The sequence below is a fragment of the Burkholderia sp. FERM BP-3421 genome, assembly GCF_028657905.1.
Classification (GTDB): Bacteria; Pseudomonadota; Gammaproteobacteria; order Burkholderiales; family Burkholderiaceae; genus Burkholderia.
The window spans coordinates 2,094,887-2,120,855 of sequence record NZ_CP117781.1; the positions used below are offsets into that span (position 1 = coordinate 2,094,887).

The 25,969-nt window shown below is 67.7% G+C and carries 12 protein-coding genes and 1 pseudogene; all 13 read right to left on the reverse strand.

What is annotated here, in order from left to right; translation table 11 throughout:
* Positions 1-4: 4 nt before the first annotated feature.
* A pseudogene (locus tag Bsp3421_RS34365) lies at positions 5-490 on the reverse strand (condensation domain-containing protein); the annotation flags it as partial.
* Positions 372-3,845, reverse strand: coding sequence for an amino acid adenylation domain-containing protein (locus Bsp3421_RS12155; protein ID WP_273996208.1), 3,474 nt, complete (start codon positions 3,843-3,845; stop codon positions 372-374). The gene Bsp3421_RS12155 and the pseudogene Bsp3421_RS34365, both read right to left, overlap by 119 nt.
* On the reverse strand, positions 3,842-6,406 hold the full coding sequence (locus Bsp3421_RS12160) for a non-ribosomal peptide synthetase (RefSeq protein WP_273996209.1): 2,565 nt from the start codon (positions 6,404-6,406) through the stop codon (positions 3,842-3,844). The genes Bsp3421_RS12155 and Bsp3421_RS12160 overlap by 4 nt, the downstream gene beginning before the upstream one ends.
* Before the next feature lie 37 nt (positions 6,407-6,443).
* Complete coding sequence (locus Bsp3421_RS12165) at positions 6,444-7,406, reverse strand: TauD/TfdA family dioxygenase (RefSeq protein WP_273996210.1); 963 nt, start codon at positions 7,404-7,406, stop codon at positions 6,444-6,446.
* 16 nt (positions 7,407-7,422) lie between these two features.
* Positions 7,423-15,345 (reverse strand): non-ribosomal peptide synthetase, encoded by a 7,923-nt coding sequence (locus Bsp3421_RS12170; protein WP_273996211.1) that lies wholly within the window; start codon positions 15,343-15,345, stop codon positions 7,423-7,425.
* Between the two features lie 10 nt (positions 15,346-15,355).
* On the reverse strand, positions 15,356-16,606 hold the full coding sequence (locus Bsp3421_RS12175; protein ID WP_273996212.1) for a pyridoxal phosphate-dependent decarboxylase family protein: 1,251 nt from the start codon (positions 16,604-16,606) through the stop codon (positions 15,356-15,358).
* Positions 16,607-17,439: 833 nt separating this feature from the next.
* Positions 17,440-17,703: a hypothetical protein gene (locus tag Bsp3421_RS12180; protein WP_273996213.1), complete on the reverse strand. Its 264-nt coding sequence runs from the start codon at positions 17,701-17,703 to the stop codon at positions 17,440-17,442.
* A 918-nt stretch (positions 17,704-18,621) separates the two neighbouring features.
* Positions 18,622-19,449 (reverse strand): M55 family metallopeptidase, encoded by an 828-nt coding sequence (locus tag Bsp3421_RS12185; protein ID WP_273996214.1) that lies wholly within the window; start codon positions 19,447-19,449, stop codon positions 18,622-18,624.
* On the reverse strand, positions 19,446-20,525 hold the full coding sequence (locus tag Bsp3421_RS12190) for a DmpA family aminopeptidase (protein WP_273996215.1): 1,080 nt from the start codon (positions 20,523-20,525) through the stop codon (positions 19,446-19,448). The genes Bsp3421_RS12185 and Bsp3421_RS12190 overlap by 4 nt, the downstream gene beginning before the upstream one ends.
* Positions 20,525-21,427, reverse strand: coding sequence for a glutathione ABC transporter permease GsiD (gsiD, locus tag Bsp3421_RS12195; protein WP_273996216.1), 903 nt, complete (start codon positions 21,425-21,427; stop codon positions 20,525-20,527). The genes Bsp3421_RS12190 and gsiD overlap by 1 nt, the downstream gene beginning before the upstream one ends.
* A 7-nt stretch (positions 21,428-21,434) precedes the next feature.
* Positions 21,435-22,355, reverse strand: a complete 921-nt coding sequence (gene gsiC / locus Bsp3421_RS12200; RefSeq protein ID WP_273996217.1) for a glutathione ABC transporter permease GsiC — start codon at positions 22,353-22,355, stop codon at positions 21,435-21,437.
* A 62-nt stretch (positions 22,356-22,417) separates the two neighbouring features.
* On the reverse strand, positions 22,418-23,974 hold the full coding sequence (gene gsiB / locus Bsp3421_RS12205) for a glutathione ABC transporter substrate-binding protein GsiB (protein WP_273996218.1): 1,557 nt from the start codon (positions 23,972-23,974) through the stop codon (positions 22,418-22,420).
* A gap of 86 nt (positions 23,975-24,060) precedes the next feature.
* A complete protein-coding gene (locus tag Bsp3421_RS12210) occupies positions 24,061-25,944 on the reverse strand; it encodes a dipeptide ABC transporter ATP-binding protein (RefSeq protein WP_273996219.1) in 1,884 nt (627 codons plus the stop codon).
* Between the last annotated feature and the right edge of the window lie 25 nt (positions 25,945-25,969).

Consider the following 25,969-nt stretch of genomic DNA (forward strand, 5'->3'; position numbering starts at 1 on the left):
CGCTGAGCCACTCGCGCTGCCACTGCGCGTAGTCCGCGTACTGCACCGGCAACGCCGGCAGCCCGCTGTCGCGCCCCGCTCGCGCAGCCTCGTAGTGCGCCGCCAGCTCGTCGACCAGCACCGACATCGACCAGCCGTCCGCGATCGCGTGATGCAGCGTCATGATCAGCACCGCGTGGGCATCGTCGCACTGGATCACGCAGGTTCGCCACAACGGTCCCTTCGCAAGATCGAAGCCTCGACCCGACTCCTGGCCGGCCAGCTCCCGCCAGCGCTGCCCGGCAGCCGCTTCGCCGCGCGAACGCCAGTCCTCGAAGGTCCACGGCAGCGGCTGCGCGCCGCGCGCCAGCACGTCCTGCCAGACGCCGGATTCATCCTGCTCGCCGCCGATCAGCACGGTCCGCAGGATCTCGTGCCGGTCCTGCAGCCGCTGCAACCCTTCCCGCAGCGACCCGCTGTCCGTTTCGCCATGCAGGTGCACCGTCACGCTGATGTTGTAGAACGCGCTGCCCGGCTCCAGCCGGTCCAGGAACCACAACCGCTGCTGACCCCACGACGCCTCCCAGCGGCCCGCCTCCCCGCCGGCGCAGCGCAGGCGCATCCGCCCGCCCAGCCGCTCCCGCCACGCACTCGGCCAGCGCGTCCAGCCGCGGATGCTCGAACAGCGTCTTGAGCGCCATCTCCACGCCCAGCCGCTCCCGCAGCCGCGCCAGCACCTGAGTCGCCAGCAGCGAATGACCACCCAGTTCGAAGAAATCGTCCGTCGCGCCGATCTCCGCCCGGCCCAGCACCTCGCTCCAGATCTGCGCCACCGCATGCTGATGACGCCCGCGCAACGGCCGCCGATCCTCACCGCCCGCGTTCCATGCCTGCCCGCCCAGATCCTGCAACCGCCCCCGATCGACCTTGCCGTTCGCGTTCAGCGGCAGGCGCTCCAGCATCAGGTAACGCGCCGGCACCATGTAGCCCGGCAATCGTTCCGCCAGATGGCGTTGCAGCCGCACGCGCAGCGCCTCCGGCTCAACCGCCGTGCGCGGCGCGCAGCACGCAACCAGCCCCTGCGCGCCTCCCGAACCCGACGCCAGCACCACCGCCGCCGCCTGGAGTTCCGGATGCGCCGCCAGCACGCCCTCGATCTCACCCAGCTCGATCCGGTGCCCGCGCAACTTGATCTGCCGATCCGCCCGCCCGATGTACTCCAGCTGCCCATCCCAACGGCTGCGCACCAGGTCGCCCGTGCGATACAGCCGCTGCCCCGCCTCGAACGGATCCGGCACGAACCGTTCCGCCGTCAGCCCCGCCTTCCCCAGATATCCTCGCGCCACGCCCCGGCCGCCCAGGTACAGTTCGCCCACCACCCCCTTCGACACCGGCTCCAGCCGCTCGTCCAGCACATGTGCCACCGTGCCCGGCAGCGGCCGGCCGATGCTCGGCTCCCCGGACGCGCCCTGGCCGACCTCGAACTCCGTCGAGAACGTCGTGTCCTCGGACGGACCATACAAATTGAATAGACGTGCGCGCGGCACACGCCCATGCGCCTCGTCGACAACGGCCCGCGTCAGCACCTCGCCCGCGACGTTCACGACGAGCAACGACGCCGGCAAGACATCGTCGCGCGCCAACGCCGCCAGCGCCGACGGCACCACCGTCATCATCGTAAGCCGGTTCCGCTGCGGTACGTTCACGAGGTCGAGCGCGTCCTGTGCGACCAACACCGTACCGCCGCCGGTGAGCGGCGCGAAGATCTCGAATACCGACAGATCGAAGCAGATCGACGTGCTCGCCAGCGCGAACGAGAACGCCTCCCGGCCATACCTGCGGTGCGCCCATTTGAGGAAGACGTCCAGACTACGATGCCGGATCGCCACGCCTTTCGGCCGTCCTGTCGATCCCGACGTGTAAATGACGTAGGCGGCGCCCTCCGGATGCGGCCCGCCGGGCATCCGCGCGGCCTCGCGGGCAAGCTCGTCCGGACAAAACGATGCCGCCTCCTCGTCGCAAGCCCAATACGCGTCGCCCAGGCAGATCGTCTGCGCCTCGACGTCGGGCAGACCAGCGCGCAGGTCTGCACTCGCGATCACGACGCCGACCCGGGTGTCTTCGAGAATGAACCGGGTGCGCTCGGCAGGATAGGCCGGATCGAGAGGGACGTACGCGCCGCCCGCACGCATCACGGCGAGCAGCGCGACGACGAGATCGACGCCGCGGTCGAGACACACGCCGACAAGCTGTTCCTGCCCGACGCCGAGATCGCTCAAGTGACGCGCCAAGCGCACCACGCGCCGCCAGAGCTGTGCATAGCTGAGCGTTTGCGAACCGGCGCACACCGCGATGCGGTCCGGAACGCTCGCAACAACCCGTTCGAACATCGCCATCGCACCTTCGAATGGCGCCTGCTCGACGACGGAATCGGTCACGCGCAACGCAAGGCTCGATGGATCGACGGAAAGAACACGCAGTTCTCCCACGCATGCGCGCGGATGCGCCAGCGCATCGTCGAGCAACGTGATGTATGCGCGCGCCATTTGATCGATGCTCCGGGAATCGAAAAGCCCGGTGTCATACTCGATGGCTCCGTGCAACCGTCCGGACTGCTCGACGAGGCCGAACAGCAGATCGTATTTGGCGCCAGCCATCGTGGCGACGGGCACCGGCTCCACGGTCGCCCGCGGAAAATCCAGCACGCCGTGGGGCGTGTTCTGCAGCGAGAATACAATTTGGAACAACGGCGCATGGCTCAGGCTGCGCTCGGGATTGAGCGCTTGAACGACCTTCGCGAACGGCACCGCCTGATACTCGAGCGCCTGGGTCGACAACCGGGCAACGTGATCCAGCAATGCGGCGAAAGTCATCTCCGGCGTCAATCGGCAACGCATCGTCACCATGTTCACGAAGAAGCCGATCAGCGGCTCGACGGCGCTCGCGCCGCGGTTGGCGACAGGCGTCCCGACGCACAGATCGCGGTCGTGGCTGAAACGGTGCAGCAACGCGAAAAAGGCGGCCAACAGCACCGAGAACGGCGCCGTGGCATGCTCCCGGGCCGTCGCCTGCACGCGTTCGTAGAGCGAAGGAGCGATCTCGAATGGGTGAACCCCGCCGCGCTCGCCTCGCGACGCGCGCCGCGGCCGGTCGGTCGGCAGATTGCATACGGGCGGCGCCCCCTTCAACACCTCCCGCCAATGGTCGAGCGCACGCGATTCGAACGCGCTCCCATCCTGATCCCGCTGCCATTCGGCATAGTCGGCATACTGAATCGCCAGCGGCTGCGGCGCGGGCATCTGCGCACCGCACTCGCGGCCATACTGATCGGTCGCCTCGCGCGCGAACACGCCGATCGACCAGCCGTCGGCCACGATGTGATGAACATTGATGATCAGCACATGTTCGCTGGCCGACTTGCGCAGCACCCGCCCATGCAGCAACGGACCGGTGGACAGGTCGAAGCGTCGCGTACTCTCGGCGCGCAGTGCGTCGTCGAGTGCGTCGTCGGGCCGGTCGAGTTCGCCGAGATCGACAAATTCGGCGGAAAACGAGCCCGCCGACGCGACCTGATACGGTCGCCCGTCGATCGACATGAAATGCGTACGTAGAATCGCATGGCGCGCGACGACGGCCGTGATCGCACGATCCCACGCATGACGATCGAAGTCCCCACAAATACGGACTGCGAAAATCAGGTTGTATTCCCCGCGCTCTTCGAGTTGGCTGAGAAACCAGAGCCGTTCCTGCGCCCACGACAGACGGCGCGGCCGGGTCGTCTCCCCCGCGACGATGCCGGCCTCGATCTGCGCCACGCGCCGGCGACGCAACTCGGCCAGGACCTCCTGACGGGCAGCGTCGCTCATGCCCCGGGCACCTCGTTCAGCGCACGACCGGACGCCGTCGGCAACCCGTCCGCCATGCCGACGGCCGCACCCAGCGCCGTCAAGACCTCCGGTGCCGCGCCGTCGAGCAGCCGGCGCTCGATCATGTTCGCGCAGCCGGCAATGCTGCCGCTTGCGAAAAACTCCGACAGGCTCACGTTGGTGCCGAACGATTCGTAGATCTTGACGATCATGCGCGCGGCTTGCAGCGAGTTGCCGCCCAGATCGAGGAAGTCTTCGTCCATGCCGATCGACTGATGGCCCAGCACCTCGCGCCAGATGCCGAGCAGATCGCGCTCGAATTCCGTGCGCGGTTCATTCACGGCGCTCCGCTCGGATCCATACGTCGCGAGGGCCGCGCGGTCGATCTTGCCATTGGCATCGGTCGGGAGTCGCGCGATGCTCACGATACGGCTCGGCAGCATGTATTCAGGCAAGGTCGCGCGCAACTGCTGCCGGACCGCGGCAAGATCGAGCGGCGCATCGCTCTCGACGAACGCATCGAGGACCGCCTGCCCGGCCCGGCCCGTACGCGCCACCAGCGCGGCGCCGCACACGCCGGGCAGTCGGGAAAGCGCCTGCTCGATCTCGGCGGGATCGATGCGCGCGCCGCCAACCTTGATCTCGCGATTGAGGCGACCGAGCAATTCGATCTCCCCTTCCAGATTGCGCAAGCCTCTGTCTCCGGAGCGGAACCGGCGCCGCCCAGGCCGGCTGCTGTCCGGAACGAAAGCTTGGGCGGTCAAGCCCGGCTGCCCGAGGTAGCCGCGCGCAACCCCCGCCCCGCCAATATAGATTTCCCCGGCCACCCCCGGCGGACACTCGATCGACGCGTCGTCGAGCAGCACCCGCGCCTGAACGCCGTCGAGCGGCTTGCCGACTGTCGCCGGCGCTCCTTCGACCGCCGCCCATGCGCACGCGTCGACCGTGGTCTCCGTCGGCCCATAGTGATTGTGAAGCGCGTAGCCTTTCCGCAGCAGCGTGTCCTGAAGCGCCGGCGGCAACCGGTCGCCGCCTGTGATGACCGTGCGCAGACTGTGCACCCGCGGCGCCTCGGCCAGCAGCGACCAGAGCAACTGCGGCGTCGCGTTGAGTAGATTGATGTCGCGCTCGACGAGGAATCCGTGAGCATCGGCCCGGAGGTCCTCGACGTTCGCGAGGTACAGGCAGCCGCCGTGCAGCAGCGTCGCGAACACCTGCTCCACGCTGGGATCAAAACCCAGCTCCGTCAACTGGAGCACGTTCGGATGAAGCGCGGACGGATAGCGGCGATTGAACCAATCGCACAAATTGAGCACCCCTGCGTGCGTGCAGGCCACCCCCTTGGGCTGGCCGGTCGAGCCGGAGGTGTAAGCAACATACGCAAGTGCCTCGCCGCCCGCCGGCTCGCGCCCGAGGTCGGTTCCGGCGTGCTTGCGCGCCAGATAGTCGATGTCCTCGAACAGGATCACGAGTCTCGAACCTCGGGCTGCATCGTCCGACAGGGCGTCGTAACCCACCGTCTCGACCAGCGAGGACGGGGCGATCACCGCCCGGGCGTCGCTGTGCGCGAGAATTTCCTGCAGGCGCTGCGCAGGAATGCGCGCATTCAGGCTCACGTAAGCTCCCCCCGCCTTCAGCACGCCGAGCATCGCGACGATCGACCAGACCTGCTTCTCGCCGCCGATCACGACGCGCCCCTCCGGCCCCAGGCCATTCGCGCGGAGGTAGACGGCCAGGCCGTCGGAGAGGCGGTCGACTTCCGCGTAGCTCAGCCGCTTCGTCTGGTCCACGACGGCCGGCGCATCCGGAGAAAGCGCCGCTTGCTCGCGAAATGCCGCGGCCAAATGACGATGCCGAGGCGCGGGAAAATCGGAACCGGGCACCGCATCCGCGTCCGCGTCGCCGCACGCGATCTCCACCTCGCGCAACGCGGCGCCAGGCGCATCGAGCACCGCCTCGATCGTCGCGCGCCAGAATTCGAGGAATGCCTGTTGATAAGGCTCGGCGTCCGACAGGCACGGCGACGACAGCGTCAGTCGCAACGCATCCCCATGCAGTTCGAGGCCGAACGCGTAGCGGGCGCCCATCGACATGCCGACGACGCCGCCTGTCGTATCGACGGTGAGCGCCGCGTCCATCGCCGCCAGTGAATCCTGCGGATCCGTGACGGCGCGCATGCCCCGGACCAGCTGCCGCCGGGTTTGCGCGAAGAGCTCGCGCAGGCTCGCCGTCCCGACGATGTCCAGCCGCACGGGCAGGCCCCGCAGACCCGCCGAGTCGGCAACGAAGGCGCCCAGCGACAGGTCCGCGCAAACGGCATAGCGCATCAACGCCGTCCCCAGCGTGCAGAGACCCAGCGTCAACCCTGCCGCGCCGGCGTCGCCGGACAGCGCGGCCCGGAATCGTTGCGCGGTCGCGGGGGAACAGGCGAGTCCGACGGTGGATGACGCGCCTGGCGCATCATGCGTCCGGGCGTCGAAGAGCCGGCTCGGCAGGAGATTGAGCGCCGGCGCCTCGGATGCCTGGCGGGATACCACGTCAGCGTTGGAATGGTCGGTCATTTTCGTCTCCTGCTTTCCGGATCGTTGAATCTGCCATTTAGATCGAGCGGGGCGTACGCGTCGCCATCGCGACGAGGATCCGCCGCATGCCGGAGAACGGCTTCCGGCCGTGAGCGGCAAGCAGGTTGTCGACCAGCATCACATCTCCCTGCCGCCACGCAAAGCGCACTTCGCATTCGCTCATGACGAGGCGCACCGCGTCGAGGAAAGCGTCGGGAATCGGTTCTCCATTCCCGAACAGCGTGTCGTAGGGCAGATTGCTCACCTGCTCCGCATTACCGGCCAGCACCGCGCGAAGCGGCGCGGGCATATTGGAGCTGTGAAAGATGTGCGCCTGGTTGAACCACACCTTCTCGCCCGTCAGCGGATGCCGCTCAACGGCATCGCGACGGCGAGTGGTCACCAGCCGGCCGTCGTCCAGCCACCGGGACTCGATGCCGGCGGAGCGGCAATACTCGTCCACCTCGGCCGGCGTCTGCGCATTGAAGACGGTCCGCCAGTCGAGCAGGTCGCCTCGCGTGTTGAATACGCGCCGGTACAGGAGCCCGAGGGACTCGAACGCATCCCGGACCGGCGACGGCAGTTGCCGATAGATCCGCCGGCTGTCTCCAATCGGCGTCTCGCCGCCCTGCTCCGCCGCCTGGGCGCAGTAGAACCACACGTAATCGGGCCAGCTCGCGCAGTGCGACATCTCGTTATGCAACGCGATCGTCTCGTCCGGCGGGAATTCGGTCGACGTAAAGACGCTGGGAGCGATCTTGCGGCGCGGCGTCGGCGCTTCGTATGCCTCCAGCAGATCGGGCGTCAGGTGCTCCACCGTCTCGCGAAAACGCGCCACGCAATCGACGCCCATGCCGCGCAACAGGATTGCGCCATGCTGGCGCAGCCTGGCGGCCAACCGTTCGCGGTGACGCGCAAGCCAATCGTTCAAGCAGGCGACCGGTTCGTCCGCTTCGAAAACATACGGCGATTCAGCGCCGGGCAGCACGTATTCGCGCATGCCTTGTTCCAAGACATCAGACATCGAGTTCCTCGTCGGTCAACAGTGCAAGATCGCTCAGGCTCATCTGCTCGGCTTCATCCTGAACAGTCACCTGAACCGGAAAGTCGATCGGGCGGCCCCGCGCCGCGTCGACGAGCGAGGCGATGTCGGCAAGACGCGGCGCCTCGAACACGCTGCGCATCGGCAGCGCCACCTCGAACACGACCTTTGCCTTCGCGAGCGCCTGCGCCGCGAGCAGCGAATGGCCGCCCAGATCGAAAAACGAGTCCCACCGGCCGACCCGCTCGATGCCGAGCACCTCGCGCCAGATCGCCGCCAGCCGCTCCTCGGTCGGGCCGCTCGGCGCATCGAAGCGCGTCGCGAGCGGCCCGGCCACCGGCAGCGCGAGCCGGTCGACCTTGCCGTTGGCCGTCATCGGCAAACGGTCGATGAACACGATGTGCGAAGGCATCATGTACATCGGCAGCACCCGCCGCAGACGCTCCTTGAGCGCCGCCGATGCGTCGTTCTCGCGGTCTTCCCCGTCGTTTTCCCAACCCTCTTCCCCACACGCCGGCCCCGAGCCGGCAACGTATGCCACGAGGCGCCGATCGCCCGGCTGATCTTCCCGCACGATCGCCACCACGCGCGCGCCCGGCAATTCGGCCCGGATCGCAACTTCGACTTCGCCCAGCTCGATGCGGAATCCGCGCAGCTTGACCTGGTGGTCGCGCCGGCCGAGGAACTCGATGCCGCCGTCGGCCAGGCGGCGCCCCATGTCCCCGGAGCGGAACATACGCGCCCCGGCGATTCCCGAGAACGGGTCGGGCACGAAGCGCTCGGCGGTATGCGCAGGCCGGTTCAGGTAGGCTCTCGCCACGGCCCGGCCAGCAATGCAGATCTCGCCTTGCGCGCCGACCGGCGCCGGCTGCAGCGCTTCTCCCAGCACGTACAGCCGGGTGTTGTCGATTGCCGGTCCGAGCGGCATGGCGCCGCGCTCGACGTCGGCCTCGGTACAGGCATGCGCGCTGGCGTCGCCGACCTCGGACGACCCGTAGCAGTCGATCAGGTCGACCTGCGGCAAGCGCCTGAGAACCTGTCGCGCCAGGTCGGCCGGCATCGCCTCGCCGCTGCTGATGATCGCCTTCAATGTCTTGAGCCGGTGCGGCGCGTCCTCGGGTCGCAACATTTCTCTCAGCAACGACGGAACCAGAACGATGCCGTCGATCCGCTCGCGCGCCATGAAATCCGCCAACGCGAGCGGATCGACGGCCGTTGCGTCCGGCGCGATGCACAGCGTGGCGCCGCACGACAGCGGGCTCAGCATCTCGGTGATCGAGTCGATGAAGCTGATTACCGTCTTCTGCACGAAGCGCATCTGCTCGAACGCCGGATACGCGCCTGCCATCCATGCCAGCCGGTTCGCGAGATTCTGTTGATCGATCACGACGCCCTTGGGCCGCCCCGTCGATCCCGACGTGTAGACGATCACGGCCGCCTGGACCGGATCCGGCCGGGGCAATTCGCCGACGGCCGGCTGCGCATCGTTCCACGCGGCGCGATCCACATCCCATACCGGGCAACCGAGCGGCGGCAGCCGCGTCAGCAGCCGGTGCGACGCGAGCACCAGCGCGGGCCGCGCCTCGTCGACGATGAACCGCAGGCGCGCATCCGGATGATTCGGGTCCAGCGGCAGATAAGCCGCGCCCGCCTTGAGGATCGCCAGCAGGGACACGACGAGCGGTCCGGCCAGTTCCTGGCACACCGCGACGACACATTCCGCGCCGACACCGCGATCGCGCAACGCGTGTGCGAGCCGGGTCGCCTCGTCGTCCAGCGCGCGGTACGTGTAGCGGCGCCCGTCATGTTCGAGCGCGATGCGATCGGGCGCACGCCGCGCCCACGCTTCGAACAGTGCCTGCGCAGTCCGCGCACCGTGCGCCGCCGCGCGGGTGATCGGCCGGCCTGCTTCGAGCGTCAGCGCGCGCTCGTCGGGCGGAACGAAATCCAGCGAGGCGACGGCGGCCTGCGGTCGGTCGACCATGCTTCGCAGCACGAGCCGGAAGTGCTCGACCATCCGCTCGATCGTCGCCGGATCGAACAAACCCAGGTCGTATTCAAACCAGCCGTCGAGCCGCCCGTCGACTTCCGTCAACTCGAGCGTCAGATCGAATTTCGCTGTGCCGTGCTCGACCATCAGCGGCTTGAAATGCAGCCCCGTGGTCCGCATGGTGCCCATCGGCGCGTGGTGCAGAACGAAAAACACCTGGAAGATCGGTGAATGCGCAAGGCTGCGAACCGGATTGATCTGCTCGACGACCCGCTCGAACGGCACATCCTGATTCGCATAGGCCTCGAATGCGAAATCGCGGACGCGGCGGATCGTGTCGGATGCCGACTCGGCCGGATCGACCTGGGTGCGAATGACGAGGTTGTTGACGAAGAAGCCGATCAGGTCCCGCACCTGGGTCCAGCTGCGATTGGCGACAGGCGTGCCGATGCAGATATCCCGCTGCCCGCTGTAGGCATGAAGAAGCAGATTGAGCGCGCTGATCAGCACGACGAACACCGTGGTGTTCGATTCGCGCCCGATCTGATGCAGCGCGGCGGCGAGCTCCGCATCGATGCTGAAATGCGCCCGTGCGCCGCGATGGGCCTGCACCGGCGGGCGGGGTCGATCCGTCGGCAGCGCGAGCAGCGTCGGCGCGCCCGTGAGCGCGCGCGTCCAGAATTCCAGTTGCGGCCGCACCACGTCATCGCCGAGCCAGCGCTGCTGATGCTCCGCGTAGTCGGCGTATTGGATTGGCAACGGCGGAAGCGAAGGTTCGCGCTCCGCTACGAAATCGGCATAGAGCGCTTCCATTTCCCTCGAGAACACGCCGATCGACCAGCCGTCCGACGCGATGTGATGCATCGTCACGAGCGCGACGTGCAGGCGCGGCGACAGCCGCAACAGACGCGCCCTGAAAAGCGGCCCTTGCGTCAGGTCGAACGGAACGCGGGTTTCGCGTTCGGCCTGCCGGAGGGCTTCGCGCTGAGCGTCGTGGAGCGGCAGATGCGACAGGTCCTGCACCGACATGAGCGACGCCGGCGCAGCCAGCACTTCCTGCGCCGGCTCCCCGTCGATTTCCACGAAGCGCGATCGCAGCGCAGCGTGCCGGGCGACCACGGCGTCGAAGGTTCTGCCCAGCGCATCGACATCGAGTTCGCCCTCGACGCTCAACGCCGCCGGAATGTTGTAAAGCGAGTCGCCCGGGCTGACCTGCTCCAGGAACCACAACCGCAACTGCGAATACGACAACGGACGCGGCCCGGCCGGCACACCTGCGGCGGCGACCGGAATGCCTGCATCGGCGGGGCGAATCTTGCCCATGATCTTCCGCGCGGTCGGCGACGAGAAGATATCCTGGGGCGACAGCTCGAAACCGGTTTGCTCCTTCACATCCGCAGCGATCTCGATACATGAGATCGAGTCGGCGCCACGGTTGAAAATGTTGTCGTCGAACTCGAGCGCCGGGTCATTCAGCGTGGTCCGCAAGATCGCCAGGATCAGGTCGATCGACACGGCATTCGGCGCGCCCGCGCTCGCGTCGGGGGCGGCTTCGTCTGGTGCGGCGACCTCGGCAGGCGCTTGCGGCCTGCCGGATGCCGGCACAGCGTCCAGTTCGGGAGCCCAGTAGCGCTCGCGCTGGAATGCGTAACCCGGGAGGACGACCCGCCGCGCCCCCGCATGCGTAAACAAACGCTCCCATGCCAGCGTGCAACCGCGTACGTACAGCGCGCCAAGCAGCGCATAGAGACCTTCCGCGCCCGCATCGCCGTTCCAGTGGACGCGCTCGCCGCGCCGATCCGGCTCGACCGCCGGCGTACCGAGCTCGACGATCAATTGCGGCGCGTCCTCTCCGTGGCTCGACGATTCCGGTTGTTCCAGGCCGGCTGCTTCGATGTCGCCGGGTTCGAGCAGCCAGCGCGCGCCGACCCACGGCACCTGAGCTGCCGCGAGGCGAACCGATGCGGCCGAGCGCCCCCCCGACGCGAGCATGACCGCGTCGTCGAGCTCGAGGCACCCGCTCGCCGCCGCCGCGGCAAGCTGGCCGCGCCCGGCGCCGGTCACGGCGGCCACCGGGAGCCCCAATTCCCGGAGCAGACAGTAGAGCGCGTATTGGTGGCGCAGGACGTCCAGCCGTTCCCCCGACGCTGCCGCGTCCGCGATGTCTCGCGAACCGTCCGGCGTCGGCGTGGCGTCGAACGCCCTCACGTGCCGTGCGTAGGCGTCGATGCCGTTCGCCGCCATCGACGCCGCGGCCCGGCGACAGCCCTCGGAACGCCAGTCGCCGAACGCCAGCACGATGCGCGGCGCAACAGCGCCTGCCCCGCCCTCGCCGACGGCCAGCTTCGCAACCTCCGCCTGCAACTGCGCGACATCCCGGACGACAAACGCGGCACGGCGGGCATGATGGACGCGTCCCGTCGCCAGTGTGAAGCAGATCGATTCGAGGTCCAGCGTGGATCCGGCCAACGCCTCGGCAAGCGCGCGCGCGCCCTCGCGCAGGCTGCGCTCGTCCGGCGCGGATACCACGGCGAGATGCGGCGAGGCGCACCGGTCTGGCGCGTCGCCGGCCTCCGGCCCGGCCTCGGGCTCGGCTACGATCACATGGCAGCTGGTTCCCCCGAATCCGAACGAGCTGACCCCTGCCACACGCCGCCGCCCGCCATCCCACGCCGCCGGCGATCGTGCGATCCGCAGCCGGGAGCCGTTCAGGTCGATGCGCGCGTTCAAGTTGGCGAAGTTCGCCTGCGGAGGAATCGAGCGGTGCTCGAGCATGCACAGCACCTTGATGATGCCCGCGATACCGGCGGCCGCCTCCAGATGACCAATCGCGGCCTTCACCGAGCCGATCCAGCAATCCGGCGCCGGCCCCGCCCCGTCCAGCGTCGCCCGCAACGCCTCGACCTCGATCGGATCGCCAAGCGCCGTGCCCGTGCCATGCGCCTCGATATAGGAGACGGCGCCGGGCGACACCCCGGCGTCGCTCAACGCGGCGCGCAGCACGGCCTGCTGGGCGAGCCCGCTCGGGGCGGTCATGCCGTTGGTCCTGCCATCCTGCTGGACCGCCGATCCCAGCAAGACGGCCAGGATGTTGTCCCGGCGCGCACGCGCATCGGACTGCCGTCGAATGACGACGACCCCGCACCCTTCGCCGCGCACGTAGCCGTTGGCGCGGGCATCGAACGTGTGGCAGCGGGCGTCGGTGGACATCATGCCGGCTTCGCTCAGCACTTCGGTCAAATTCGGGTTCAACAGCATGTTGACGCCCGCGACGATCGCGAGGTCGCATTCGCCGTCGCGCAACGAGCGCATCGCGAGATGCAGCGCGACCAGCGACGATGAACACGCGGTGTCGACGGCCAGGCTCGGGCCGCGCAGGTCCAGCAAATAAGACAGCCGATTCGCAATGATGCTGCCCGTCGCGCCCGTCGCGCAGTAGCGATGGCGGGCTTCCCGCGCCATCAGCATCTGGCCGTAGTCGCCCGTCGAAACGCCGACGAATACGCCGGTGCGGCTGCCGCGCAGCGCCTCGGCCGACTGACCGGATCGTTCCAGCGCTTCCCACGCCGTCTCGAGAAAGAGGCGTTGTTGCGGATCCATGTATTGCGCCTCGATCGGACTGATGCCGAAGAATCTCGCATCGAATCGGTCGATCCCGTCGACATAGCCGGCATGCGCGCGTTGTCCCGACGACATCCAGGGACGATGATCAGAGGGCGCCGCGATCGCATCCTCCCCGCTCGCCAGCATCGGCCACAGCCGATCCGTGCTCGACACGCCAGGCAGGCGGCACGCATAGCCGACGATCGCCGCCGGTTCGCGCCAAGCCGACGATCGCGGCGGCGGCGCGCCATGACCCTCCGCCGCCACGATGCCCCGCTCGAGAAAGCGCGCCAATGCGCGAGGCGTCGGATGATTCCACCAGCTGCTTACCGGCACGTCCCGTCCTGCGAACCGCGACAGCGCATCGCTCAGAGAAGCGAGACGCAGCGAATCGATCGCATGCTGCGCGAACGGCTGGTCGGGATCGACCGCTTCGAACGGGAATCCGCTCAACTCGCCGAGCCGCGTCCGAATCCAGCCAAGCAATTCGGCCTCGACCGGCGCCGCGACGGCCGGTCCGCTCGCGGCAGCGCCGTCATGACCGGGCGCCGCCGGGCCGTACACCGGTTCCGACGATGCCGCGGGCATCCGCCAGTGATGAACCGCGCGGAGCGTCGCGGCCTGCAATTGCGACCGGGTCAGCTTGCGCTGCACTTTCCCGCTGGAGGTGCGCGGCAGGGTGCCGCCACGGATGAGCACCACGTGCACCGGGCCGACATCGCACTGCTCGACGACGGCGGAGCAGATGCTCCTCACCACCTGCTCCGGCTCGAAGCCGTCGCGATTCACCTCCGCCACGACGGCCACCTCGTCTGCGCCGTCCCCGCCATCCATCAGGAAGACCGCCGCACCGTCCACCCGAAGCGCGGCATGGGCTTCCGTGACCGCGTTCTCGACGTCCTGGGGAAAGATGTTCCGGCCTCGCACGATCAGCATGTCATCGAGGCGGCCGCTGATGACGAGGTCGCCGTCGACCAGCGCACCCATGTCGCCGGTACGCATCCAGTGCCGGCCGTCTCCGTCGGTCATCGTGGCTTCGAAGCGCTCGCGCGTGGCTGCCGGATTGTTCCAGTATCCGGCGGTGATGCCGGGACCGTGGAGCCACACCTCGCCGACCTGCCGGTCGCCAAGCGCCCGCTTCGCGTCCGGATCGACAATGGCGACCTGCATGGCTTGCACATGGGAGCCGCAGCAAACCAGAGTCTGCTCCGTCCCGTCGACCAGCCGGAAGTCCTGCTCAATCGCGTGCTTGTCGACGTGCAGGAGGCGCGGCCGGGCATCGGGGCGCGACAGCGTCACGACCAGCGTCGCCTCGGCCAGGCCATATCCCGGCGCCATCGTCTCGGGCCGGAAACCGCATACCGCAAAACGCTCGATGAACCGCCGCATCGTCGCAGGACGAATCGGCTCGGCCGCGTTGAGGGCGGTACGCCATCTGCTCAAATCGAGTGAGGCCAGCTCGGCGTCGGAAATGCCGCGGATGCAACGCTCGAACGCGAAGTTCGGCGCGGACGACCAGGTCGCGGAGAACCGGGAGATCGCATCCAGCCAGCGTAGCGGTCGTCGCATGAAGACCGAGGGCGGCATCAGCACGCCGTGGAAGCCGCCATACAGCGGCTGCAGCATGCCAAACAGCAGCCCCATGTCGTGAAACAGCGGCAACCAGGATACCGAGGCGTCGTGGGGTTGCGGCCCCCGCGCCATCGCGGTCGCGAACGCGTTTTGCACCAGGTTGGCATGCGTGACCATCACCCCCTTGGGCTTGCCGGTGGAGCCCGACGTATATTGCAGCAGCGCCAGGTCCGCGCCGCTCACCGTCGACGCGACGTGCGCCTTTGCAGCATGAGCGGCGGCCTCCTCGAGGGCGGGCACGAGAACCACGTCGCGCGCGGCAAGCGCGGCGAGCGCGTCGCGCGCCGCGGCATGCCCGGTATCGAGCGCCTCCACCAGGGCAACGCGCGGCGCGCAATCGTCGAGGATCGCCAGCAAGCGATCCAGCTGGCGCCGGTGGGTCGGCGGAAACAGCGGAACGGCGACGACTCCCGCATAAAGCGCCCCGAAGAACGCCGTCAGATAATCGCGCCCTGTCGGCAGCAGGATCAACGCACGGTCGCCCACCGCGCAATGGCGCCTCAGCGTGTCGGCCATCGCGAGCGCACGGCGATGGAGATCCCGGAACGTCAGCGCATCGCCGATCTCCCCGTCTTCCTGCAGGAACGTGAATGCAGTCGCGTTCGCACGGACGCGCGCGTGACTGTGCAGGACATCGACGATCGTCCGCTCGTCGCCCATCAGGTTGCTCATGGAATCCACCTCAGTAGGTGACCACTTGACGTGGCGCATGCATCGGTTGCGCGTCGCCCGCGGACAGCCCGGCGATCGTCTCGCGCAAGTCATCGAAGTAGCGATCCGCGACAGGCTCGTGAACCAGATTGACGGTCTGCTGGATGGCGGGCGGGTTGGCGACCATGCTCATGTACCAGCCGCGTCGGCGCATGTGTTCGGCGATGGCGAAGATGTCCATCCGCGGCGCCGTCACGGACAAGACGGACAGCTCCGGCTCGCCGAGCACCATCAGCTCCGGCAAGCGATCGAACCCGCTCAGATAGCGATCGCGCAATCGCATCAGCCGCTCGGCCAATGCGCAATAACCGTCCTGTCCGAGAAAATGCATGACGGCCCACGCCGAGGCGATCGGGCCGCCCGAGCGCGTGCCCGCCAGCGTCGGCGTGACGTACTCGCCCTTGGGCCAAGCGGAGAAACGACTGATCTGGAATCGATGGTCGGCCGTATGCCGATACAACATCAGGGAGGCGCCCTTCGACGCGTAGCCGAATTTGTGCAGATCCGCCGATATCGAGCGAACGCCTTCCAGGCGGAAGTCGAACGCCGGTACGTGCCGGCCGATCTCTCGAACGAACGGCGCCAGCAGACCGCCGATGCATGCATCCACGTGCAGCCAGATCCCGCGTTGCAAAGCCAGCTCGCTCAGCGCCGCGATCCGGTCGAACAGGCCGTACGGAAGCGACGGCGCCGATCCGACCATCAGCACGGTATCCGCATTCAATGCGGCCGCCGTCGCCGATACATCGCTGCGGTAGTCCGCCGCGACCGGCACCCGGGTCACGTCGAGGTCAAGCAGTTGCGCGGCCTTGTCGAATGCAGGGTGCGCCGACGAAGGGATCACGATGTTCGGCCGGCGCATCGGACGTTCCGCGCGCGCCTTGTCGCGCGCGGCCTTTACCGCGAGGATGATGCTCTCGGTGCCGCCCGAGGTGACGTTGCCGGCGCCGCCGTCCCCGCCGCCGAACAGCGACAGCCCCATCGACACGATTTCCGCCTCCATCGCATGGCAGCTGGGAAACGCTTGTGGAGCAAGCGCATTGGCGTGAGCGAACATGCGGTACGCGTCGTCGGCCAAGCCATCGACTTCCTCATTGGCGAAATAGCAATGCAGGGGCAGCCTGCCTCCGCGATGATCCCAGTCCAAGCGGCGGAATTCGCCAAGGCGTTGCCGCACGTGCTCGGGATTGGCGCCCGGCAACCATGTCGTAGGCTTATTCATCCATCAATCCGGCGCATCATTTTTCCGCCGCCATTAACAAGGAATAGTCAAAAATGCCGGCGCCCCGCGCCACGCTCACATTTGAATCGCCTGCCCAGCAACGGCGCCCGAGCAAGAAAACGCCGATGCATGGCAGAAGCGCGGATCGACTTGCCTCTCCGGTCGCCAGCGTGGCTTTGCGACAAACTCATTACCGAACGAAGGATTTTTGGATAACTGCCATCGAAATGACACGCACTGAAATCAGTGCCGCCATTCGATCAACCGCCAGAAACGAATTTCGTCGCATTGAACCTCTTGCAGCAAAGCCGCAAGACCTGAAAAATCCAGATACACCGACTAGAGCAAGTGCACTAGAGCGCACATACTTACAGCACCACCTGCATTCGTCAAGAACTTCCACAATCGAGTTTCAAAAAAATATGCGGATACTGGACTTGCCTCATATCTGGTGATTCATCACTTCGGGATGATTTCCACCGATCCGTGGATAATCGCCAGGCAAACGTCATCACTGCACGGCGTCGCTTCAACGACACCGTCGCCTCGCCAATACGCGGATGTGCGACAACAGGCCGGCGCGCCGCGAACGGCCGGACCAGCGCGCCCGCAGACGGCCAACCGGCCTTGCCATGACCAGACCGGAAACGCAGGCCACCACCGCCCTGGAAATCGTGCGCGTCCAGCGGGCATAGGCGGCGGGATGGCAGTCGAGCGGATAAACGGCATCGTCAACGCACGCTCCTCCGCGAGGCGACAACGAATCGCCGCGGGACGCGATCGGCAAATACCGGAATACGGGTAACTGGCCGAGTTGACGCACCCGATCCGCCTCATGCCGAAAATCCTGTCGGGATCGCGTGTGTCAATCTGATTGAGGAAAATACGCCGATTCTTGGTTTTCCATGAGCCGCGCTCAACATTGCGATTGTCACCTCAATATGCAGCCCGCCTTTTCCATACAGCACTGGATGGTTACGCTTCAGCGCAGAAATGTAAAGGAAAGCAGCTTCCTTGAAACCTCGCATCATTAACAGGTTCAGCGCATGAATGGTGACGCAAATCAGCATCCACCCAATGGATGACCAGTTTGACATACACGGCCGCCATATAGAGAGCCATACCCGATACTCGGCATCCGATTAAATAGAACGGTCATGCCGCAAATTGAAATTACCACGGCTTCGATAACGGCGTTGTCGATTTGTGTGTCGGCGAGACCACGATCAAGGAGCACCCCAGTCATTATCGCGAGGCACCTCGACTCCCGCAGGCCCAAATAAAGTCGTCACCAGTTTAAAAACCGGAGCGACCACTTCGTCGACCGCCCTCGATCACGACGAGGGAAACTCGTGCAGATTCACCGGGTCGCGCGTCGCGTATCGAAGCCGTTGCCGGCCGCGGCCGCGCGTTGTGCGGATCGTCAGATTGAACGAGCAATCACGAGGCAGCGCGAAGAACGATCGGCTTGCCGATCGTCGGCCGCCCGCAGAATGGAGTGGCTGGGCGACAACGGCCCAGTTTAGATGGATAACGAAACAACCGGCTGCTCAAGCGACACTGGACTGCTGCCGGTGATGACGCAGGTCCACCGTCAGCGGACCAACGGCACCACCGAGCCCTTCGTGAAAACGATGAAGCGCGATTACGTCGCCCTCATGCCGAAGCCGGATGTAACAACGTCCGTGCAGAATCGCGCCGACGCGTCCAGGTATTGCAACGAGACCTCTCCATCTCGCGTGGACATCGTGCCGGCCACGCGAGTTTCGATGCCCCCTGGATTCATCAACGGTCGTGTGAGTTTGTGTCCGGGTCGACGGGGCCGCGCTCGCCGCGCGCTCATCAAGAGCCCCGCATCGTGCTATCCCGTCCAGCAACGATCCGACGCGACGGGAATATCATCACGTCTTGTCTCGATGCCTGTCTTTTTGTCGCGGACAGTGGTGATCTGTGCCTGCCAGACTTCTCGACGGCTCAAGATTGCCACGGCATTCGCACGCAGAGACGCCGCGCCGTCAGCGCAGCACGGCCGACATCGCGGACAGGCTGTTCAGCATTCTCACCGCATGCTCGACCGTGTCGGCCGCGAAGCGCAGCGTGACGCCGTCGATGCGTTCGAGCGCCGGCCACTGGCAGAACAGGTCGGCCAGCGCCGGCGTCTGCACCCGCAGTTCGCAGCGCACCGCGCGCGGCGCGTGCGGGCCGGCCCGATGGCCCGCGTCGCGGGCGGTCGCGACGGCCTCGCGCGCGGCCGCGACGAGCGCCGCGCACGCGGCGGACGGCGTGAGCGACGCGCCGCTCGAAAACCCGCCCGCCTGCTTGACCTCCACGCAGCGCGCGGCCGGGAAGCACGGCCCGGTTTCCGCGACGAAGACGTCGTCGCCGGACAGAAGCGCCACCCGCGCGCCGTACTCCTGCGCGAGCGCGCCGTACAGGCCCGCCTCGCCGACCTCCTCGCCGTCGAGCCGCACCTGCGCGAACGCGAAGCTGTTGATCGTATGGGCGAGAATCCCGCGCGCCTGCGATTTCGCGTGATAGCCGACCATGAACACCAGATCGGGGCGCGCCTCCAGCCCGGCCATCATGCCGAGCATGCGCGGTTTGCCGAGCACGACGCGCACGCGGTCGTCGAGGCCGTCGGGCAGCAGGTTGCGGAACCCGCCGTGCGAATCGTTGACCCACACTTCGCTCGCGCCGCCCGCGTAGGCGCCTTCGATCGCCGCGTTCGCCTCGGCGGTCATCCAGCGGCGCGCGCGCTCGTATTCGGGATTGCCGGCGCGGACCTGCTCGGAATGAAAGACCCCCGCCACGCCTTCGATATCGGTCGAGATCAGAATTTTCATCGGGATGGGGCGCGCGCGGCGCGCAGCAGTTCGTTGAAATCGGGCGCGACGTCGCGCAGCGCGCGTCGCGTGTGGCCGTCGCGGCCGGTGACAGTATGCGCCTGCCACAGCGCGTCGACGATCGCCTGCTCGACGCTCTCCGCCGCCGCCGCGAACAGCGGATCGAGCGTCGCGTCGGCGAGCAGCGCGGGCAGCGCGACGCGCTGCGCATCGTGCCCGACCGTGTAGGCCGTCGAGAACGCGAGCGCGATGTCCCCGCTGCCGTGGCCGTAAACCGACCCGGTGCGCGCGAGCCCGGCCGCCGCGCGCAGCGCGACGCGCTTCAGCTGCCGCGACGACAGCGGCGCGTCGGTGGCGATCAGCATGATGATCGAGCCCTGCTCGGGCCGCGCCTCGGCCGCCGCCTGCGCGCGGCGCGCGAGCAGCCGGCCGAGCGGCGCGCCGTCGATCGTGAGCATCGGCAGCCGGCCGAAGTTCGCGAGCACGAGCGCGCCGACGGTCCAGTCCGCCTGCGCCGCGCGCGCAAGGCGCGACGCGCTGCCGATGCCGCCCTTGAGATCGAACGACGCCATGCCGCGCCCCGCGCCCACCGCGCCGCGCGCGAAGGCGGGCCCGGCGGCCGCGAGCGCCTGCGCGTAATGCGCGGGCGTCACCGCGAGCGCGCGGATGTCGTTCAGATAGCCGTCGTTGCATTCGAACACGAGCGGATTCACGGTCGGCCAGCCGCGCCCGATCTCCGGATTCGCCGCGCAGGCCGCGCGGATCTGCGCCTCGGCCAGCGCCGCGACGCCGAACGTGTTGGTCAGCGCGAGCGGCGTCTCGAGCACGCCAAGCTCCTCGACCTGCACGAGCCCGATGCTCTTGCCGAAGCCGTTGATCACCGCCGCGCCGGCCGGCGCCTTGTCGCAGTACGGGTCGCCCGCGTGCGGACGCACCACCGTCACGCCGGTCTGCTGCGGCCCGGCGGCGAGCGTGACGTGCCCGACCGTCACGCCGGCCACGTCCGCGAGGCTGTCGAGCGGCCCCGACGGCAGCACGCCGACGCGCGGCGCGGCACCTTGCGCGGCGGCGTCCATCAGCGGCGCTCCAGCTTCGGATCGAGCGCGTCGCGCAGCCCGTCGCCGAGCAGGTTGAACGCGAGCACGGTCAGGAAGATCGCGAGGCTCGGGAACAGCGCGACGTGCGGCGCGGTGACCATGTCGGCGCGCGCCTCGTTGAGCATCGCGCCCCACTCCGGGGTCGGCGGCTGCGCGCCGAGCCCGAGGAACGACAGGCTCGCCGCCGTGATGATCGAGGTGCCGATCCGCATCGTGAAGTACACCACCACCGACGACACGGTGCCGGGCAGGATGTGGCGCATCAGGATCGTCCAGTCGGACGCGCCGATGCTGCGCGCGGCCTCGACGTAGGTCATCTGCTTGAGCATCAGCGTGTTGCCGCGCACGAGCCGCGCGAACGCCGGAATGCTGAAGATCGCCACCGCGCAGATCACGTTGACCATGCCGTTGCCGAGGATCGCGACCACGCCGATCGCGAGCAGGATTCCGGGAAAGGCGAACAGCACGTCGGCGACGCGCATCGTCACGCGATCCCACCAGCCTTCGTAATAGCCCGCGAGCAAGCCGAAGAAGGTGCCGATCACCGCGCCGAGCGCGACCGAGAAGAAGCCGGCCGCGAGCGAGATGCGGGTGCCCGCGACGATCCGGCTGAAGATGTCGCGGCCGAGCGAATCGACGCCGAACCAGTGCGCGGCCGACGGCGCGGCGTTGAGCGCATCGTAGTCGAAGAAGTTTTCCGGATCGTAGGGCACCAGGTGCGGCCCGGCGATGGCCACCACCACGAGCAGCAGCACGAACACGCCGGCCGCGAGCGCGACGTGCTGCTTGCGGAACTTGCGCCAGAATTCGCGCCACGGCGTGCGGATCGTGTGCGCGCCGGCGGCGTTGGCGGCCGGCGGGGTTTGGACAGTCGCGTTCATGCGCGCCTCACTTGAAACGGATGGTCGGATTGATGACCGCGTACAGCAGGTCGACGGTCAGGTTGATCAGGATGAATTCGAGCGAGAACAGCAGCACGATCGCCTGGATCACCGGGTAGTCGCGCATCGTCACCGCGTCGACCAGCAGCCGGCCGAGCCCCGGCCAGTTGAACACCGCCTCGACGACGATCGAGCCGCCGAGCAGAAAGCCGAACTGCAGGCCCATCATCGTGACGACCGGGATCATCGCGTTGCGCAGGCAGTGCTTGAGCACCACCACCGGCTCGCGCACGCCCTTCGCGCGCGCGGTGCGCACGAAATCCTCGTTGAGCACCTCGACGAACGAGGCGCGCGTGAAGCGCGCCATCACGGCGGCCACCGCCGCGCCGAGCGTCAGCGACGGCAGCACGTAGCTCTTCCAGGTGCCGTCGGGCACCACCGGCAGCCAGCCGAGCTTGACCGAGAAGATCTCCATCAGCAGCATGCCGAGCGCGAACGCGGGAAACGAGATGCCCGACACCGCGAGCGTCATGCCGAGCCGGTCCGGCCAGCGATTGCGCCAGACCGCCGAGACGATGCCGATCCCCATCCCGAACAGCGTGGCCCACAGCATGCTGATCACAGTCAGCGACAGGGTCGGCATGAAGCGCTCGCCGATCTCGGTCGTCACGGGCCGCTTGCTGCGGGTCGACAGGCCGAAATCGCCATGCGCGATCCGCGCGAAGAAATTGACGAACTGGGTGGGCATCGGCTGGTCGAGGCCGAGATCGGCGCGCACCAGCGCGACCGTCGCATCGTCCGCTTCCGGCCCGGCCGCGAGCCGCGCGGGATCGCCCGGCAGCAGGTGCACGAACAGGAACACCAGCACCGCGACGATCACGAGCGTCGGCAGCAGCCCCAGCAGTCGTTTGACAAGAAAATTCAGCATAGGCGAAAGCCCAGGTTACGCGCGGCGGCCGGGCCGCCGCGCGTCGACGGCGCGAGCCGTCCTTACTTGATCGAGATCTCGTCGAAATTGAACGAGCCGTCCGGCAGCACATACGCGCCCTGCAGGCGCTTGCTGCGCGCGTAGACGATCTTTTCCTGGACCAGCGAGATCCACGGCGCGTCGGCCCAGATGCGCTTCTGCGCGTCGGCGTACAGCTCGGCCTTCTTCTCGCGGTCGGTGGTCTGCAGCGCCTGCGAGAGATCGGTGTCGACCGCGTCGTTCCTGTAGTACGCGGTGTTCACGAGCTTCGGCGGGAACGATGCGGACGCCAGCAGCGGCGTGATCGCCCAATCCGACTCGCCGGTCGACGACGACCAGCCGATGTAGTACATGCGCACGCCCGCCTTGGCCGGATCCTGCACGCTCTCGACCTTCGCGACCCGTTCGCCGGCTTCGAGCGCCTGCACCTGCGCCTTCACGCCGACCTGCGCGAGCTGCTGCTGGACGAACTGGATCGCCTTTTGCGACGTCGAGTTGTTATAGCCGGACCACAGGACCGTCTCGAAGCCGTTCGGATAGCCGGCCTCCTTGAGCAGCGCGCGCGCCTTCGCCGGATCGTACGGCCAGGGGCCGAGCTTCACCGCGTAGTCGACGCCCTGCGGCACGATCCCGGTCGACGGCGTCGCATAGCCCGCGAACGCGACCTTCGCGAGCGCTTCCTTGTTCACCGCGTAGTTGAGCGCCTCGCGCACCTTCGGGTTGTCGAACGGCTTCTGCTGCACGTTCAGGCTCACGTAGCGCTGCACGATCGAGGCGCGCTCGACCACGTCCACCTTCGGATTGCCCTTGAGGTCGCCCGCCTGCTCGAACGGAATGCGGAACGCGAAATCGGCCTCGCCCGTCTTCATCAGCGCGGCGCGCGTGTTGTTGTCGACCACCGGCTTCCAGTCGATCGCGTCGATCTTCGGATAACCCTTCTTCCAGTAGCCCGCGAACTTCTTCACCTTGAGATCGTCGGTCTGCTTCCACTCGACCAGCTCGAACGGACCCGTGCCGACCGGATGCAGCGCGATGTCGCGGCCCCACTTCTTCAGCGCGGTCGGCGAGATCATCACCGCCGACGGATGCGCGAGCACGTTGATGAATGCCGAGAACGGCTCCTTGAGCGTGACGCGCACCGTGTACGGATCGACCACCTCGGTCTTCTCGATGCGGCGGAACATGTTGTAGCGCTTGAGCTTGTTGGCCGGATCGGTCACGCGGTCGAACACCACCTTCACCGCATTCGCGTTGAAATCGGTGCCGTCCTGGAACTTCACGCCCTGGCGCAGCTTGAAGGTGTACACCTTCGCATCCGGGCTCGCCTCGTAGCTCGTGGCCAGCACGTTGACGAGCTTCATGTCCTTGTCGAAACCGAACAGGCCCTGGTAGAACGACTTCGTCACCGCCTGCGACAGCGTGTCGTTCGAATCGTACGGGTCGAGCGTCGTGAAGGTCGAATCGACGGCCATCACCGCGGTCTGCTGGGCGGCCGCGGGCAGCGCGGCCATCAGCGCGAACGCGCCGGCGGCCGCCAGCGCGCGAAGACGGAAGGACGGGAATTGGGACGGTTGGTTCATCGGGCGAGTCTCCTGCGGTGCGGTCTGGAAATGGACATGCCGTCGTGCGGCAACGGGTTGTTGTAGGGCGTACGGGGCGGGCACGCTCAGTACGCGCCGCCGATGCGGTGCTCGGCCACGTAGTGATCCGGGCCGACCGCGACGAGCGGCGCGACCACCGGCTCGTCGCCGAGCGCGCGGATCGGGCTCGGGATCTCGTCGGCGGCCAGCACGCGCGGCGCATGGCGGCGCGCGGGGTCGGCCACCGGCACCGCGCTCATCAGCTTCTTCGTATAGGGATGGCGCGGCGCCTCGAACACCGCGCTGCGCGGGCCGATCTCGACGATCTGGCCGAGATACATGACCGCGACCCGATGGCTGACGCGCTCGACCACCGCCATGTCGTGCGAGATGAACAGATAGGCGACGCCCAGCTCGCGCTGCAGGTCGAGCATCAGGTTGACGATCTGCGCCTGCACCGACACGTCGAGCGCCGACACCGACTCGTCCGCGATCACGACCTTCGGATTCAACGCGAGCGCGCGCGCGATCGCGATCCGCTGGCGCTGGCCGCCGGAGAATTCGTGCGGATAGCGGCGCGCCGCGTCGGCGGGCAGGCCCACGCGTTCGAGCAGCCAGTCGACCCGCTGCTGGGCGGCCCGGCCGCTCGCGACGCCGTGCACGAGCAGCGGCTCCATGATCGAGAAGCCGACCGTCATGCGCGGATTCAGCGACGCGAACGGATCCTGGAAAATGAACTGGATATTGCGGCGCAGCGCCTGCAGCTCCGCGCCCTTCATCGCGCTGATCTCGCGGCCGTCGAATTCGATCGAGCCGCTCTGGCTCTCGACGAGCCGCAGCAGCGAGCGCCCGGTGGTCGACTTGCCGCAGCCGGACTCGCCCACCAGCGCGAGCGTCTCGCCCGCGCGCAGCTCGAAGCTGACCCGCTCGACCGCGTGCACGTATTGCGACACGCGCCCGAGCAGGCCGCTCTTGACCGGAAAGCGCGTGACGAGATCGCGCACGCGCAGGATCGGCGGCGCGTCGCGGTCGACGGCCGGCTGCGCCGCGCCCGCCTCGGCCGGCGCCGCGCCGGCCACTTCGGCGCGCAACAGCGGAAACTTGGCGGGCGACTCGGTGCCGCGCATCGCGCCGAGCCGCGGCACCGCGGCGAGCAGCGCGCGGGTGTAGGTGTGCGCGGGCGCGGCGAACAACGCGTCGGCCGGCCCCTCCTCGACCTTCTCGCCGCGATACATGACGAGCACGCGATCCGCGACCTCGGCCACCACGCCCATGTCGTGCGTGATGAAGATCACGCCCATGTCCATCTCGTCCTGCAGCCCGCGGATCAGTTGCAGGATCTGCGCCTGGATCGTCACGTCGAGCGCGGTGGTGGGCTCATCCGCGATCAACAGCGCGGGCTTGCAGGACAGCGCCATCGCGATCATCACGCGCTGCCGCATGCCGCCCGACAGCTGGTGCGGATAGCGGGCGAACACGCGGCGCGCCTCGGGGATCCGCACCAGATCGAGCAGGCGCAGCGTCTCGGCGCGCGACTCGGCGGCGGACTTGCCCTGGTGCAGCGCGATCGCCTCGCTGATCTGGTCGCCGACCGTGAACACCGGGTTCAGCGAGGTCATCGGCTCCTGGAAGATCATCGCGACGTCCGCGCCCCGCACCGTGCGCATCGTCGCCGACGACGCCCGCGCGAGATCGAGCAGCGCGCCGCCGCGCCGGCGCAGATGCATCGCGCCGCCCGTGATCGCGCCGCCGCCGTGCTCGACGAGCCGCATCAGCGCGAGCGACGTGACCGACTTGCCCGAACCCGATTCGCCGACGATCGCGAGCGTCTCGCCGCGATCGACGTGGAACGACAGGTGGCGCACCGCGTCGAACGCGACGCCCTCGCGGCGAAACCGCACCGACAGATCGTCGACCGCGATCACGCGGGCGTCGGGCAGGTTCGGGGCGGCGGCTCGGTTGTTGTTCATGTCTGGGTCTCCTCCTGTTCGGCCT